General features: G+C 33.4%; 15 protein-coding genes. 8 read left to right on the top strand and 7 right to left on the bottom strand.

Annotated features, from left to right (window positions below; all coding sequences use genetic code 11):
• Nucleotides 1-7: 7 nt before the first annotated feature.
• The gene (locus tag JBL43_RS05580) at nt 8-1267 is read right to left on the bottom strand and encodes an ABC transporter permease (protein ID WP_198840472.1); all 1260 of its coding nucleotides are present in this window, start codon (nt 1265-1267) and stop codon (nt 8-10) included.
• Nucleotides 1267-2511 carry an ABC transporter permease gene (locus JBL43_RS05575; RefSeq protein WP_198840471.1) on the bottom strand — a complete coding sequence of 415 codons (1245 nt, stop codon included), beginning with the start codon at nt 2509-2511 and terminating at the stop codon, nt 1267-1269. Before JBL43_RS05575 ends, JBL43_RS05580 begins: the two co-directional genes overlap by 1 nt.
• A 236-nt stretch (nt 2512-2747) precedes the next feature.
• Here JBL43_RS05575 and JBL43_RS05570 point away from each other — a divergent pair, with 236 nt between their 5' ends.
• The gene (locus JBL43_RS05570; RefSeq protein WP_198840470.1) at nt 2748-3305 is read left to right on the top strand and encodes a hypothetical protein; all 558 of its coding nucleotides are present in this window, start codon (nt 2748-2750) and stop codon (nt 3303-3305) included.
• Nucleotides 3306-3375: 70 nt separating this feature from the next.
• Here the strand turns inward: JBL43_RS05570 and leuB are convergent, their stop codons facing one another.
• Together leuB and JBL43_RS05560 are read right to left on the bottom strand one after the other, a co-directional pair.
• Nucleotides 3376-4491 (bottom strand): 3-isopropylmalate dehydrogenase, encoded by a 1116-nt coding sequence (leuB, locus tag JBL43_RS05565; protein WP_198840469.1) that lies wholly within the window; start codon nt 4489-4491, stop codon nt 3376-3378.
• A gap of 59 nt (nt 4492-4550) precedes the next feature.
• Nucleotides 4551-5723, bottom strand: a complete 1173-nt coding sequence (locus JBL43_RS05560; protein WP_198840468.1) for a 2-isopropylmalate synthase — start codon at nt 5721-5723, stop codon at nt 4551-4553.
• 149 nt (nt 5724-5872) lie between these two features.
• Here JBL43_RS05560 and JBL43_RS05555 point away from each other — a divergent pair, with 149 nt between their 5' ends.
• Nucleotides 5873-7420 (top strand): hypothetical protein, encoded by a 1548-nt coding sequence (locus JBL43_RS05555; protein WP_198840467.1) that lies wholly within the window; start codon nt 5873-5875, stop codon nt 7418-7420.
• 5 nt (nt 7421-7425) lie between these two features.
• Here JBL43_RS05555 and JBL43_RS05550 read toward each other — a convergent pair whose 3' ends face one another.
• The 3 genes from JBL43_RS05550 to JBL43_RS05540 form a co-directional block, all read right to left on the bottom strand.
• Entirely contained in the window at nt 7426-8112 is a 687-nt protein-coding gene (locus JBL43_RS05550) for an RluA family pseudouridine synthase (protein ID WP_198840466.1), read from the bottom strand.
• Between the two features lie 29 nt (nt 8113-8141).
• On the bottom strand, nt 8142-8756 hold the full coding sequence (yihA, locus tag JBL43_RS05545; RefSeq protein WP_198840465.1) for a ribosome biogenesis GTP-binding protein YihA/YsxC: 615 nt from the start codon (nt 8754-8756) through the stop codon (nt 8142-8144).
• A 69-nt stretch (nt 8757-8825) separates the two neighbouring features.
• Entirely contained in the window at nt 8826-9590 is a 765-nt protein-coding gene (locus JBL43_RS05540) for an alpha/beta fold hydrolase (RefSeq protein WP_117881698.1), read from the bottom strand.
• 222 nt (nt 9591-9812) lie between these two features.
• On the opposite strand from JBL43_RS05540, the gene mraZ reads away from it, so the two are divergent.
• The 6 genes from mraZ to mraY are packed head-to-tail and all read left to right on the top strand — an operon-like array spanning nt 9813 to nt 16189.
• Nucleotides 9813-10286 carry a division/cell wall cluster transcriptional repressor MraZ gene (gene mraZ, locus JBL43_RS05535; protein ID WP_117881696.1) on the top strand — a complete coding sequence of 158 codons (474 nt, stop codon included), beginning with the start codon at nt 9813-9815 and terminating at the stop codon, nt 10284-10286.
• Complete coding sequence (gene rsmH / locus JBL43_RS05530) at nt 10261-11166, top strand: 16S rRNA (cytosine(1402)-N(4))-methyltransferase RsmH (protein WP_198840464.1); 906 nt, start codon at nt 10261-10263, stop codon at nt 11164-11166. Before mraZ ends, rsmH begins: the two co-directional genes overlap by 26 nt.
• Nucleotides 11167-11490 carry an FtsL-like putative cell division protein gene (locus JBL43_RS05525; RefSeq protein ID WP_198840463.1) on the top strand — a complete coding sequence of 108 codons (324 nt, stop codon included), beginning with the start codon at nt 11167-11169 and terminating at the stop codon, nt 11488-11490. It abuts the gene before it with no gap.
• A gap of 4 nt (nt 11491-11494) precedes the next feature.
• A complete protein-coding gene (locus tag JBL43_RS05520; protein WP_198840462.1) occupies nt 11495-13474 on the top strand; it encodes a PASTA domain-containing penicillin-binding protein in 1980 nt (659 codons plus the stop codon).
• Nucleotides 13471-14934, top strand: coding sequence for a UDP-N-acetylmuramoyl-L-alanyl-D-glutamate--2,6-diaminopimelate ligase (locus JBL43_RS05515; protein ID WP_198840461.1), 1464 nt, complete (start codon nt 13471-13473; stop codon nt 14932-14934). Before JBL43_RS05520 ends, JBL43_RS05515 begins: the two co-directional genes overlap by 4 nt.
• A gap of 16 nt (nt 14935-14950) precedes the next feature.
• Nucleotides 14951-16189 carry a phospho-N-acetylmuramoyl-pentapeptide-transferase gene (gene mraY, locus JBL43_RS05510; protein ID WP_198840460.1) on the top strand — a complete coding sequence of 413 codons (1239 nt, stop codon included), beginning with the start codon at nt 14951-14953 and terminating at the stop codon, nt 16187-16189.

The raw sequence follows: 16189 nt of genomic DNA, 5'->3' as shown, positions 1-16189 counted from the left end.
TATGTTGTTATTCAATTCTTAAAGCTTCAATCGGTCTAATTTTTATGGCATTTTGTGCAGGAATAAATCCAGCCAATAACCCTGAAATAATTAATATGCTAAGTGCGGCTAAAACAACGCCAAGATTTACACTAGGGTTGGCAAACATGTCTACAGGTCCGCTACTATCCATTGCAACATTAATTAAGTAGATTAATAGTGAAGCAAATACAATACCTGCCATTCCTGAAATAATGGTTAAAAAAACAGACTCGGTAAGAATTTGTCCACGTATATTCCAAGGAGACGCACCCAATGATCGTCTAATGCCAATCTCTTTAGTGCGTTCTTTTACTACAATTAGCATAATGTTACTTACACCAATAACACCAGACAACAGAACCATTACACCTACAAAATAGGCGATAATCCTTATGGCTACAAAAAGACGTTGTACTTTACTATATTGTTCAAATAAGTCAAAATGTCCAATAGCTCTTTCGTCTTCTGGGTGTATTTTGTGATTTTTTCTAACAATATTAAACACACTTTCTTTTATATCTGTAATCGGTTTACCATCAACAGCGGTAACTGCCATCCAACCTACACGATTTCCCATGTTAAATGCCTGCGAAAATGCAGTAAAAGGTATGTATATTTGTTTTTGATCTTCTTCGCCATCGCCACCGGAAGATTTTTTCTTGTACACCCCAATGACCATGAAGTTTACTCCTTGAATTTTAATATAGGAGCCTAGAACGTCTTCGTCTTTTTCATATAAACTACTTCTTACACCTCTCCCAATTATAGCAACTTTACGGTTTTTATTAATATCGTTATGGTTTATAAACCTACCTTGGATAATATCCATAGGTTCTTGTTTTATAATTTCAGGATAATCACCATAAACATCAAAAGCTCCCGTTTTTATTCCTCTTACTACGTTGTTAGTTCCATTGAAACCACCCAATTGATTACGTGGTGAGATATATCTAAGATTGGGAACATTTCGTCGGATATCTTCAACATCTTCAGTTGTGTAATTAAATCGTCTATCTTTTGGCATGCCCTTATAAGCCTTAGAGGCAGTTCTTGTCCACATAAACATTGTATTTGTGGCGGTATCACCAAAGTCTTGGTTTACACCGTTTTCAAAACCTTTACCAGCGGCTAATAAAATAATGAGAATAAAGATACCCCAAAAAACTCCAAAAGCAGTTAATAGTGTTCTGAACCAATTGGCAGATAGTACTTCTAATATTTCGCTCCAGCGGTCTCTACTAAACATTATTCATCTCTAAGTGCTACAATGGGTTGAACTTTTGCCGCTTTCCATGCAGGAAAAAATCCTGCTAAGGCACCTGCTACTATTAATAAAATTACCATGGTCATGGCAATTGAAAAATTGACGGTTGGGTTTGAAATATAATCGACTTCAATATTTGGACCTAAGACCTCTAATAGTCCCATACTTAAAATTAATCCTGCAAATCCAGATACAGAAGTTACAAAAATAGACTCATGCAGAATCATACCAACAATGGATATGGGTTTAGCTCCCAATGCTTTTCTAATCCCTATTTCTTTTGTTCGTTCTTTTACGATGATCAACATAATATTACTTACGCCAACTACACCGGCTATAATGGTGCAGATACCTACAAACCAAAAGAATAATGAAATGTTATCTGTTAGTGTAAAAAAGCGTTTGGCCTCTTGCTGGGCACTAAAAATGCCGATTGCATTATCATCTGGAGCTATTTGATGAGATTGTTGTAGATACTGTTTTAAGTTTTTTGTGAATTTGGTTGATGCTAAAACGGATGCTTCAAAAGTTTCTTGAGGGGCAATTGTAAAAGACATATTGGCCATTCTGTTTTTGCCGTTAAAAACACTTTGAGCAGTACTGGTAGGCACATAAACTCTATTTTCTTCACGTTCTCCTCCAGCATCCGTATAGACACCTACAATTTTAAAATTAATACCTGAGATTTGTAAAAATTCATTCAAGGGGCTTTCAACCTCCTTCATTAATTCGCGTTTGATTTTTTTACTGATAATAACCACTTTTTGAAGCTTATCCATATCAATTTGGTTTAAAAAACGTCCAGTAACCATTTTTACATTTTCTATTTTTTGATAATCAGGACTCACACCTTGAATGCCATAAGAGCCAGACTCTTTTTTGTAATTTATGGTAGAACCCCAAACTCTAAAAACTCCAGATTTATATTCTATATCATCGCTAAAAAGGGCTGAAGCTTGGTTGTAGTCTGAGTTGTTTAAATGTATAGATCTTCCAGGATTTAATCCGTTAAATTCTTTAGTGGTAACTTCCGTCCAGACCCAAACTCTATTGGTAGCATCACCTTCAAATTCTTTTTGAATTCCATTTTTAAATCCTTGTCCAAAACCTAATAAAATTACCAATATAAAAATTCCAGAAGCCACAGAAATACCTGTAAGAAAGGTTCTTAACTTGTTTTTTGATATGGTGTCAAATATTTCTTGCCAACGGTCAATGTCGAACATTAAATGGATTTTTGTTTTAAATGAAATATGTATAAAAGCCTCTTGCTTTTATAATAGACGCATATGGTCAATGGTTTGTTACATGAAATGTGAAAATAAATTAATATTTAATATTTTTTTCTAAATAAAAGTATCAGTGCAAGTTTTTAACTGTCCAATGTTAACCTTTTTTAAAACTGAACCATTAAAGCGAGAAATTCAACACAAATAGTAATAATAATCAAAACAAATTAATCATGAAAAAATTAGTAGTAATTGCGGCTGTTGCATTATTTAGTTTTAATGTAAACGCTCAGGATAAAGACCTAAGTAATAGTTTAAGCCAAACTTCGCAAGGAAAATGGCTCGTTCAAGTGGGTACAAGCACTTCAGGAGTTTCTGCAAATTCATTAATACGAGCATCTAATACAGGTTTTAGCTTTATCTCAATAGATGGTGATAATTTTTGGAATGTCGGTTTAGAAGGTGGTTACTTTGTAGTAGATAATTTAGCAGTAAAGGCAGGGGTAGGTTATGGTGATGCTAGTTACTATGATAAAGGAATTTTTTCTTATAAAGTTGGTCCAAAATACTATATTATTGGGAAAATTCCAGTAGGTATAGATTTAAATGGTGCTTCTACTGAAGATTTTTCACCCATGTATGTTGGAGCTCAGGCAGGTTATGCATGGTTTTTAGGAGAACGTTTAAGTGTTGAGCCAAGTTTAAGATATGATTATGGAATGAATGAAGATGCTGGTGATGGCGACTATAATCCATTATCTTTAAATATTGGATTTGCTTTTCATTTCTAAGAAAATAAATAATAAGCACAAAAAAACCGAAGTCAAGGCTTCGGTTTCTTTAATCAATCAATTTTAAAATTTAAATTATTGTAGATTGTCCGATGTGAATATTATGATAATTCATATTTGTATCTTCTGGATAATGAATATAGTCAGCAATAAAATCGCCCACTTTAGAAGTTGTGATTTTTGAATCTGGTAAAATATCAGGTGTCGATATTTTTAATTCTAAAGATTTGTTTACCGCTTTGTGAATTACCGCAGCTTCTTCATGCAGATCAAAGTGTTCTAATAACATGGCTGCAGATAAAATAGAAGCAATTGGGTTCGCTATTCCTTTTCCTGTTGCTTGAGGATATGATCCGTGAATAGGTTCAAAAACAGCATGTTTTTCTCCTACTGAAGCTGAAGCCAATAAACCGATTGAACCACCTATAACACTAGCTTCGTCAGAGATAATATCTCCAAATAAATTGTCAGTTAAAATAACATCAAATTGTGTAGGGTTTAAAATCATTTGCATTGCAGCATTGTCTACAAAAAGATAGTGCAATTCTACATCTTTATATTCTTTAGCAATTTCAGTAACTACTTTTCTCCATAATCGAGAAGATTCTAATACATTGGCTTTATCAACCAAGGTTAATTTTTTTCTTCTCACTTGAGCTGCTTTAAAAGCGGCGTGAGCAATACGTTCAATTTCGTAGGCACTATATTCTCCTAAATCAGAAGCTGTTTTACCATCTTCACTTATTTTTTTCTCACCAAAATAGATTCCACCAGTAAGTTCGCGGTAAATTGTGAGGTCAGCTCCTTTAATGATTTCTTTTTTTAGTGGAGATTTATCTAATAATTGTTCAAAAGCTTTTACAGGTCTAATATTAGTAAATAAACCTAAATCTTTTCGCATTTTTAATAAACCTTGTTCAGGTCTTACTTTTGCAGAAGGATCGTTGTCGTATTTAGGGTCGCCAATAGCACCGAAAAGTACCGCATCAGTATTTAAACATAAATCCATTGTTTCTTGAGGAAATGGTTCTCCTGTTTTATCAATTGCTACCGCACCTACTAAGGCTTCTTTAAAAATAAAAGTATGATTGAATTGATGAGCAACCGCTTCTAATACTTTTTTAGCCTGTTTTGTGACTTCTGGTCCGATACCATCTCCTGGTAAAACTGCTATATTTAATTTCATATTTTATGTTCTATTATTTATTCTTATTTACTGTTTTTTTTCTATTCTTCATTATTTAATTAAGCAACTATAGAGCAATCTACACTACTATTCTTAATTATTAAGTGAATATCCATATCAACAATTTCTTTCTTTTTGTCCGCAAAATTTAAAAATATGGGATACACTTCATCCAATTGTATTTTAGTTAGGTCATAACCTACTTTTTTAGCTCTATATGCCAATGCCGCTCTTCCACTTCTCGCAGTTAATATAATAGCTGAGTCAGTTACCCCTACTTCGTTTGGATCTATAATTTCGTACGTTTTTTTATTTTTTATCATCCCATCTTGATGAATTCCTGAGCTATGAGCAAAAGCGTTTGCACCAACAATTGCTTTGTTAGGTTGTACATAAATACCCATATTATCAATTACCATTTGACTGGTGTCATATAATAATTGCGTATTTATATTCGTATCTAAGTTCAAGTATGGATGTTGTTTTAAGATCATTACAACCTCTTCCAAAGCGGTATTACCAGCTCTTTCTCCAATACCATTAATGGTACATTCTATTTGTCTAGCTCCGTTTACTACACCAGCTATAGAGTTGGCAGTTGCCAAACCTAAATCGTTGTGACAATGACAAGACAAGATAACTTTATCTATACCTTTTACATTTTCTTTTAGGTATTTCATTTTTGCACCATATTCTTCAGGTAAACAATACCCTGTAGTATCTGGAATGTTTAATACCGTAGCTCCAGCTTTGATTACCGCTTCACAAACTTGTGCTAAATAATCGTTATCCGTTCTTCCTGCATCTTCAGCATAAAATTCAACATCTTCTACAAATGATTTTGCATATTTTACGGAATCAACAGCACGTTCTATAATTTTTTCTCTAGTTGAATTAAATTTATGTAGAATATGAGAATCTGATGTTCCAATACCGGTATGAATTCTTGGTTTTTTAGCATATTTTAATGCTTCAGCAGCAACTTCAATATCTTTTTTTACAGACCTTGTTAATCCGCAAACGGTAGCATTCTTTATTAATTTTGAAATTTCTTCAACCGATTTAAAATCACCTGGACTAGAAACGGGGAAGCCTGCTTCGATAATATCAACACCTAACTCGTCTAAACGTTCTGCAATAACTAACTTCTGTTCTGTATTTAGCTTACATCCAGGAACTTGCTCTCCGTCTCTTAGTGTGGTGTCGAATATTTGGACTTTATCTTTGCTCATTTTTTAATGATATATTTCTTTATTATTTAACGAATTTATATTTTGCTGTGCTTTTTAAAGCGAAATATAATGTATTTTTACAATGCTTAACCAAAGCATGAGGTATTTAAAATACTGATAATAAGAAGTATATCACTTTATTTGTTACAATGACTAGCCAGCAAAAAGATAATTTATTTGTTTTAGTAAAATCACTATCAAAATCAGAAAAAAGACAATTTAAGCTTTATGTAGGTAGACTTGGTGGTAATACTGATTCTAAGTTTTTGGCTTTGTTTAATTTATTGGACAAATTAAACAAATATGATGAGAAGTCTATTCTAAAAAGCGATATCGTAAAAAAGGCTCAACTCTCTAATTTAAAGGCCCACCTATACAAGCAAATTTTAATTAGTCTTCGTTTAAATCCACTTCATCAAAATACTAGAGCTCAGATAAGAGAGCAGCTTGATTTTGCTACCATACTCTATCATAAAGGGCTATATAAACAGAGCTTAAAGTTGTTAGATAAAGCCAAAAATACAGCTATAGATAATGAAGAGAAAATATTGGCCTATGAAATTGTAGAGCTTGAAAAAGTAATTGAATCGCAATATATTACACGAAGTCTAAGTAATCGTGCTGATGAGCTTACTGAACAGGCAAAGATGCTGAGTATTCAAAATACTATAACCAGTAAATTGTCAAATTTATCCTTACAACTGTATGGTATTTTATTAAAGTCTGGTTATGCTAAAAACAATGCAGAATATCAAGAAATTACAGATTATTTTAATGCGAGAATGCCAAATTTTAAACTTTCTGATTTGGGGTTTAGAGAAAAATTATGGTTATATAAATCGCATTTATGGTATAGTTTTTTAATCCAAGATTTTTTAAATTCTTATAAATATGCCACCAAATGGGTTGATTTATTTATGAAAAATGAGAGTATGATTCGTTTAAATCCTGTATTCTTTTTAAAAGGATATCATTATTTATTGGAATCACTTTTTTATACCCAATACGATTCTAAATTTAAAAAAGCGTTAGCTAAGTTTGAGATTATAATTGCAGATAAGGAGTTGTTGCCAAACGAGGATAATGTAAATGTGTTGAGTTTTATGTATCTGTATAGCAATAAACTAAATTTACACTTTTTGGAAGGTACCTTTAAAGAAGGGTTGCCTTTAGTTGATGAAATCTTAAAAGGAATAAAACTTTATAAGGATAGAATTGATAGTCATCATGTCATGGTGTTTTATTACAAAATTGCGAGTTTGTATTTTGGTGCTGGAAACTGTAGGAAATGTATAGAATATTTAGATAAAATCATCCATAACAAAACCTTAGAAATGCGTGAAGATTTGCTCTGTTTTTCAAGGGTACTAAGTTTGTTTGCACATTATGAGGTTGGTTTAGATTATCATTTAGAAGTGCAATTGAAGAGCACTTACAAGTTTTTGCTGAAGATGAATGAACTCAATGAGGTACAAAAAGAAATGATAAAATTTTTAAGAACTATTGGCGATGTGTATCCGCATGAATTCAAAAAAGAATTTATAAAGTTACATACAACATTGAAACAGTACGAAGATGACCCTTATGAACGAAGAGCATTTTTGTATCTAGATATTGTGTCATGGTTAGAGAGTAAAATAGAAAATAAGCCCATTGACGAAATTATACAAGCAAAATTTAGATTAGCAAAGAGGTAGCATAATTAGCTACAGCTGTTCCATACAGGTTCATTGGGAGTCTCACTGATTATAGAAATCAACTCCTTACTTACGGGGTGTCTAAATGCTATCGCTTTGGCATGTAAACTGATTCCACCGTCTGGGTTGCTTCTTTTTGCACCATACTTTAAATCACCTTTAATAGGGCTTTTAATTGCCGCTAATTGTGCTCTAATTTGATGGTGACGTCCGGTTTCTAAATCTACTTTTAACAAGAAATAATTATCTAACGTTTTGATAAGTTGATAATGAAGGATTGCTTTTTTAGCCTCCGGTGTCGGTTTAGGAAAGGTGGTTGATTTATTGTTTTTAGGATTTTTTTTCAAGTAGTGTATCAAGGTGTCCTTTTCCTTTTCAGGCTTGTTTTTTACAATGGCCCAATAGGTTTTCTTAATTTCCTTATCACGAAGCATTTTATTAAGACGTTCTAAGGCTTTTGAAGTTCGTGCAAAAATAACAATTCCACTTGTTGGTCTGTCTAAACGATGCACTACGCCTAGAAAAACATTTCCCTTTTTTTGATATTTAATTGCAATGTATTGCTTTACAATTTCACTCAGGGGTGTATCGCCAGTCTTATCTCCTTGAATAATATCCCCAACACGTTTATTCACGATAATAATATGATTATCTTCGTGTAAAACTTGTAAATTGTCTTTGGTGGATTTCACTTTATAAAAATTAGTTGACTGCCATTATTTTACTCCTCTTGTGATGCGATCATAGTATTTAATTCGCCGATATACTCTAGCAGTTCGTCTTTCCCGTCTTTTCCTGTTGCGGAGGTTACAAAAGCTCTAGGGATAGCTCCCCAACCAGCTTCTAACATTTTTTTTTCAAATATTTTTAAATTTTTGTGAATCGCACCCGGTTTTAGTTTGTCTGATTTAGTAAAGACAAGCATAAACGGAATTTCATGCTCTCCTAAAAATCGCATAAATTCTAGATCTACTTTTTGCGGTTCGTGTCTGCTGTCAACTAAAAGAAAAGTACAAACGAGTTGTTCTCTTTTCAGGAAATATTCAGTTATAAACTCTTGAAAAACTTTACGTTTACTTTTGGAAACTTGGGCATAGCCATAACCAGGTAAATCTACTAAAAACCATTCGTCATTAATTTTAAAATGATTGATTAGTTGGGTTTTTCCAGGTCTTCCTGAGGTTTTAGCCAATTTGTTTTGATTGACTAACATGTTAATCAATGAAGATTTTCCTACGTTAGATCTTCCGATAAAAGCATACTCTGGAATTTGATCTGTAGGACATCTTTTTATGTCTGTATTGCTAATAACAAATTCAGCGGTTTTAATTTTCATATTTCAAAAATCAATTTATAAGTACTATCAGGAAGTATCTTTATTTAATGAGTGAAGCGGATGTATGTCTTACAACTTCTCTTGATTTAACCATGCTTCCAAATGCTCATTGAACTTGTCTGGGTGCTCCATCATTGGGGCATGTCCACATTTATCAATCCAATATAGCGTTGAATTAGGGAGTAGTTGATTAAACTCTTTAGCAACTTCAGGAGGTGTAACCTCGTCGTTTTTACCCCAAATTAATCCTGCCGGTAACTTCATCTTGGGCAGGTCTTTTGCCATGTTATGACGTATGGCACTTTTGGCAATTGCCAATGTTCTAATCAATTTGTTTCTGTCGTTTATGCTTTCATATACTTCATCAACAATTTCTTTTGTAGCCACTTTTGGGTCATAAAAAACACTTTCTGCTTTGTTTCTTATGTATTCATAATCACCTCTTTTTGGGTAGCTTTCACCCATAGAGTTTTCGTATAAACCAGAACTTCCAGTTAGCACAATTCCGTCAACTTTTTCTGGATATTGCTTTGTGTAGTAAAGTGCAATATGGCCACCTAGTGAATTGCCTAATAAAATATAATTATCGAGTTTTTTATGTTCGGTAAATGATTTAATAAATTTTGCCAGATTTTTTACATTAGTCTTAAGTATTGGAAGCTTATAAATAGGTAATTCTGGCATTAAAATTTTATACCCTTTTTTGGAAAAATATTCAAAAACTTTATCGAAGTTACTTAGGTTACCCATCAATCCGTGTAAAATAATGATAGGTCTTCCTTCTCCAGCTTCTAAGTAATTAAATTTCCCTTCTTCCTTGTATTCGTATCCCATTAAAAATTGGTTTGTTGCGTTATTGACAAAAATAATGATTTTGGATTAAAGTACTGCAATTCTTTAAAATGATCTATCATTTATTGCCAAAAAAATTGACAAAAAATTTAAATGCTTATCAATCAATGCAATAAATTTCAAGATATAAAGTTATTAACAAAGTGGTAAAAAATGGTAAAAAGTGGTAAAAATCTGTATATTTGTGCTTAAATATTGCATCAAGTGGTAAACCTGATTGGGACATACGAATGTAAGGCCGATAAAAAAGGTCGGTTAATGTTGCCATCTCAGCTTAAAAAACAACTGAATTCTGTTATAGATGAAGGTTTTGTTATTAAGCGAGCGGTGTTTCAACCCTGCCTTGAAATTTACCCAATGAGTGAATGGAATGTGCTAATGCAAAAAGTGAACAAACTGAATAGGTTTGTGAAAAAGAACAATGATTTTATAAGAAGGTTTACGGCTGGTGTAAAAATGGTCGATTTAGATGCTTCTGGCCGGTTATTAATACCGAAGGACTTGCATTCTTTTGCAAGTATTTCTAATGAAGTAGTACTGTCTTCAGCTGTGAATATTATTGAGATTTGGGATAAGGATAGTTATGAGAAAGCAATTGATGATGCTACGGGAGATTTTGCTCAATTGGCAGAAGATGTGATGGGCGGTGAAAATGACATTCCAGATGAGTTATCATAATCCTGTATTGCTTACTGAAAGCATCGATGGTCTAGAAATAGAACCTAATGGCATATATGTAGATGTTACGTTTGGTGGAGGTGGTCATTCTAAAGAGATTTTGAGAAGGTTGGGTCCTGAAGGTAAGCTTTTTGCTTTTGATCAAGATGAAGATGCATTGCTGAATACTGTTGATGATGACCGATTTGTATTAATTCATGAGAATTTCAGATATGCTTCGCGATTTTTAAGGTTTTATGGTGTTAAGAAGGTGGACGGAATTTTAGCTGATTTAGGTGTTTCATCACATCAGTTTGATGTTGCGGAACGAGGGTTTTCTACTCGTTTTGATGCTGAATTAGATATGCGAATGCATCAAAAAGCTAAAAAATCTGCTTATAAGATTATCAATCAATACAGTGAAAAGAGATTGGGCGAAATTTTGTTTATGTATGGTGAGTTGAGAAACTCAAAGGCATTGGCAAAGGAGATTGTAGAAAGTCGAAAAAATGAACCAATTAAAACTAGTTTTCAATTAAAAGAAGTTTTAAGAAGGTTTTTGCCAAATAGCAAAGAGCATAAAATTTTAGCTCAGATTTTTCAAGCAATTAGAATTGAAGTTAATGAGGAGTTAGATGTGTTAAAGGAGTTTTTATTACAGACTCAAGATTTGTTAGAAGAGGGTGGTAAATTAAGTGTGATTTCATATCACTCATTAGAGGATAGGTTGGTAAAGAGGTATATCAGAAGTGGTTTGTTTGAGGGTGAGCCTGAAAAGGATTTTTATGGAAATTATTCCGTTCCATTTAAAAAGGGGAAATTGATAGTGCCATCCGCAAAAGAGATTAAAGAAAATAATAGAGCACGAAGTGCAAAACTTAGAATAGCAACAAAGTTATAGATGGCTAAGGTAAAGCAAACTTTATATAACATTTTAAAAGGTAAATTTTTAGTAGACGAAGGTGCACCTAAAACGTGGTACATGCTTGTTTTTTTAGCGGGACTCGCTTTGTTTATGATTGCAAGTTCTCATGCTATCGATAAAAAGGTACAAGAAATAGCTGTTTTAAATAAGGAAATGCGTGAAAAGCGTGACGTTTTTATAGCAACACGGTCTCAGTTGATGAAGCTTAAAATGGAGTCGTCAATTGTGTCAAGGTTAGCGGAAAGAGGTTTGTTTATGCCTGAGAATCCGCCGAAAAAAATAATGGTAAAATCAGAGTAAAAAATTGGCAATAGAAAAAAAGAACATATTAAATAGATTGTATTTGTTAGCTGGTGCTATGTTTTTGTTTGCATTGGCCATTACTTATAAAGTTATTGATATTCAGTTTATTCAGGGTGATTTTTATAAGGAAAAGGCGGAGAGTCTTACTGTAAAAGATTTTGTAATAAAGGCGAATAGAGGTAATATATATTCTTCAGATGGAAGTCTTTTGGCAACCTCTGTTTCACGATTCGATATTAAAATGGATGCTGTGACAGTGTCTAAGGAAAATTTTGAAAAAAATATAAAAGGACTGAGTAAATCTTTGTCTCAGATGATTGGAAAATCTGCTAGCTATTGGGAGAATTATATACGTAAAGGGAGAAAAACGGATAGTAGGTATATGCCAATTACTCGTAATCTAGGATATAATGACTATTTGAAGATTAAAAGCTTTCCTATGTTCAATTTAGGAACGTACAAAGGGGGTATTATTACAGAACAACGTACGGTACGAGAGCATCCGATTGGTAAAATAGCAGAACGAGCGGTAGGATATGATGATGGTAGAGGAAGAGTGGGTATAGAAGGTAATTTTTATGAGTTTTTAAGAGGAAAAAACGGTAAGCGTCTCAAGCAGAAAATTGCAAAAGGACAATGGAAGCCGCTAAATGATAATAATGAGGTAGAGCCAATTGATGGTAAAGATGTTATCACTACGATAGATTTAGATATTCAAGATGTTGCTCATCATGCGTTGTTAGGTCAGTTGCAGAAATTTGAAGCTGAACATGGAACTGTGGTGGTTATGGAAACTAAAACGGGTGAAATTAAGGGGATATCGAATTTAGGTCGAAATAAGGAAGGTAATTATTATGAACGATTGAATTATGCGGTAGGTGAATCGCATGAGCCGGGTTCTACTTTTAAGTTAATGAGTCTGATGGTAGCTTTAGAAGATAAGGTTATTGATACATCTACGGTTATAGATACAGATGATGGAACTTACAAAGTGTATAACAGAACGGTGCGTGATTCGCATCGAGGTGGTTATGGTAAGATTTCTGCAGGTCGCGTTTTTGAATTGTCTTCAAATGTTGGCGTGGTAAAAATTATAGAGAAGTATTATAAAGAAAATCCTCAAAGATTTATCGATGGTCTAAATCGAATGGAAGTCGGTTATAAATTAGATGTACCTATAAAAGGAGAGGGAGTGCCAACATTACCAAATCCGAATGATAAAGAGCGTTGGTTTGGAACTTCTTTGGCTTGGATGGCTTATGGTTATGGTGTGCATATAACACCATTACAGACATTGGCAATTTATAATGCCGTAGCTAATAATGGTGAGATGGTAAAGCCACGATTTATAAAGGAAATAAGAAATCAAAACAATGTCGTTAAAAAATATGAAAAGGTGGTGATTAACCCGAAAATAGCATCTCAAGCCACTATTGACAAGATGAAAGTGCTAATGAAAAATGTTGTTAAAAAAGGTACTGCTACAAATATTTACAATAAGAATTACGAATTGGCGGGTAAAACAGGTACGTGTCAAACTGAATATTGGACAGATAATACACAGTATATAGCCTCTTTTGCAGGTTATTTTCCAGCTGATAATCCTGAATATTCATGCATTGTGGTTATTCACAAACCTAATAAGAAAATTGGATACTACGGTAATGTAGTTGCGGCACCTGTGTTTGAGCAAATCGCTCATCAAATATATACAAAAACACCTGTAATGGATGAGGTGCGTGGTTATAAGAGGAGTCCTGAGATAATCGTTGAGAATTTTGATAGCTATAATGTTAAGGCGAATAAAAAATATGAAACCATGCCTAATCTTAAAAACATGAATGGGATGGATGCTGTAGCGTTATTAGAGAATTTAGGATTAACAGTGGTTTTTAAAGGTACAGGGAAAGTGTTAAATCAGTCCCTAAAAGCAGGTCAAAAATTTGATAAAACAAAAATAATAGAATTAACACTTTCGTGAAAAAGTTAAAAGACATATTGTATAGAGTAGCTGTTGAAGCGGTATACGGTAGTACCGATATTGACATAAATACGCTTGTTTTTGATTCTCGAAAAGTGACGGAAAACGATGTTTTTATAGCTGTAAAAGGAACAGTAGTTGATGCTCATAAATACATTTCTTCAGTAATTTCTCAGGGAGCTACTGTTGTTGTGTGTGAAGATTTACCTGAAAATCCACAAGATAATATCGTTTTTATTGTGGTGAAAGATTCGCAAGAAGCCTTGGCTATAATGGCTGATAATTTTTATGGAAATCCTTCTACAGAATTAAAATTGGTAGGTGTTACTGGTACAAATGGAAAAACAACCATTGCAACATTGCTTTATAATTTGTTTAAAAAGGCAGGGTTTAAAGTGGGGCTGTTATCAACGGTAAAAGTCTTGGTTGATGACCAGGAGTTTCCGGCAACACATACAACTCCAGATTCATTAACCATCAACACGTATTTAAGAGCGATGGTTGAAAATGGCGTTACGCATTGTTTTATGGAGGTAAGTTCACATGGAATTCACCAAAAACGAACAAAAGGATTGCATTTTACGGGTGGTATTTTTACCAATTTATCACATGATCATTTAGATTATCATAAAACGTTTGCAGAATATAGAGATATAAAAAAGTCATTTTTTGATGAGTTGCCCAAAACGGCTTTCGCTTTGGTAAATATTGATGATAAGAATGGTAATGTAATGCTTCAAAACTGTGAGGCAAAGAAATATAGTTATGCTTTAAAAACGGTTGCAGATTATAAAGCTAAGATTTTAGAGAACCAACTAGGGGGATTGCTCTTAACTATAAATACACATGAAGTTTGGTCTAAGCTCATCGGTACTTTTAATGCCTATAATCTTTTGGCAATTTATGCTACTGCGGATTTAATGGGATTAGAGCCTATAGAGAATTTAAGGTTACTAAGCGAATTAGAGAGTGTAAGTGGAAGGTTTCAATACTTGATTTCTGAAAGCGGAATTACTGCGATTGTAGATTATGCCCATACGCCAGATGCTCTAAAAAATGTATTGGAAACCATAGGGGCTATTAGAACTAATAATGAAAAAGTAATTACTGTAGTAGGTTGCGGTGGTGATAGAGATAAGACAAAACGGCCAAAGATGGCACATATAGCTACACAGTTATCCAACCAAGCCATTTTTACTTCTGATAATCCTAGAAGTGAAAATCCACAAACGATTATTGAGGAAATGGAAGCTGGAGTAGAACCTCAAAATTTTAAAAAATACATTTCTATTGTAGATAGAAAACAGGCTATTAAAACGGCAAGTGCCATGGCTGAAAAAGGAGATATTTTATTGATAGCGGGTAAAGGTCATGAAGCTTATCAAGAAGTGAATGGGGTAAGGGCTCATTTTGATGATTATGAAATCATCACAGAAACATTAAAGGAATTACAAAAATAAAAACAACAGCATATAGATGTTATATTACTTATTTGACTATTTAGATAAACATTACCAGCTTTCCGGTGCGGGATTATTTCAATTTATATCCTTCCGTTCAGCCATGGCATTTGTGTTTTCTTTATTGATATCTACCATTTTTGGGAGAAGGATTATCGATAAGTTAAGACGTCTTCAAGTGGGTGAAACCGTAAGAGATTTAGGTCTAGATGGTCAAGTTCAAAAAGCGGGTACACCAACCATGGGTGGTATAATAGTTATACTGGCAACATTGTTACCTGTATTATTATTTGCGAAATTAGATAATGTGTACATCATCATTTTAGTAGTTTCTACTGTTTGGATGGGACTCATTGGTTTTATTGACGATTATATCAAAGTATTTAAAAAGAATAAAGACGGTTTAAAAGGAAAGTTTAAGGTTTTAGGACAAGTTGGTTTAGGTGTTTTTGTAGGACTGATGCTTTATTTTTCTCCGCAGGTTGTTATTAAAGAAAAAATAAACGGTCCGGAAATTGTACAAACACAGGAGTTTCAAACTGCAAATCCTTCTGCCTTATTTGGTAAGGAAACAAAGTCTTTAAAAACAACTATTCCAGGAGTAAAAAATAATGAATTCGACTATTCAAAACTAGTAAGTTGGATGGGAGACGGGTATGAGAAATATGCTTGGATTCCATTTGTGCTGATGGTAATATTAATTATAACAGCGGTGTCAAATGGAGCTAATCTAACGGATGGTGTCGATGGTTTGGCAGCAGGTACTTCCTCAATTATTGTATTGGCCTTAGGTGTTTTTGCTTGGGTTTCTGGTAACATTATTTTCGCTAGTTATCTGAATGTGATGTATATACCTTATTCAGGTGAGATGACCATTTTTATTAGTGCTTTCGTAGGTGGTCTTATCGGGTTTTTGTGGTATAACACTTATCCTGCACAAGTATTTATGGGAGATACGGGTAGTTTAACGGTAGGGGGTATTATCGCGGTAATTGCTATTTCAGTGCGTAAAGAATTATTAATTCCTATTCTGGCGGGTATCTTTTTGGCTGAGAATTTATCAGTGATTATTCAGGTAAGTTATTTTAAATACACCAAGAAAAAATATGGTGAAGGAAGAAGAATATTCTTAATGTCGCCTTTACATCATCATTATCAGAAAAAGGGATATCACGAGAGTAAAATTGTTGTCCGTTTTTGGATTGTAGGAATCATGTTAGCTGTATTGTCAATAATTACATTGAAAATAAGATAA

Source organism: Aureibaculum flavum (assembly GCF_016406085.1).
Taxonomy (GTDB): Bacteria; Bacteroidota; Bacteroidia; order Flavobacteriales; family Flavobacteriaceae; genus Aureibaculum; species Aureibaculum flavum.
This window is presented reverse-complemented; position numbering and strand designations above follow the sequence as displayed.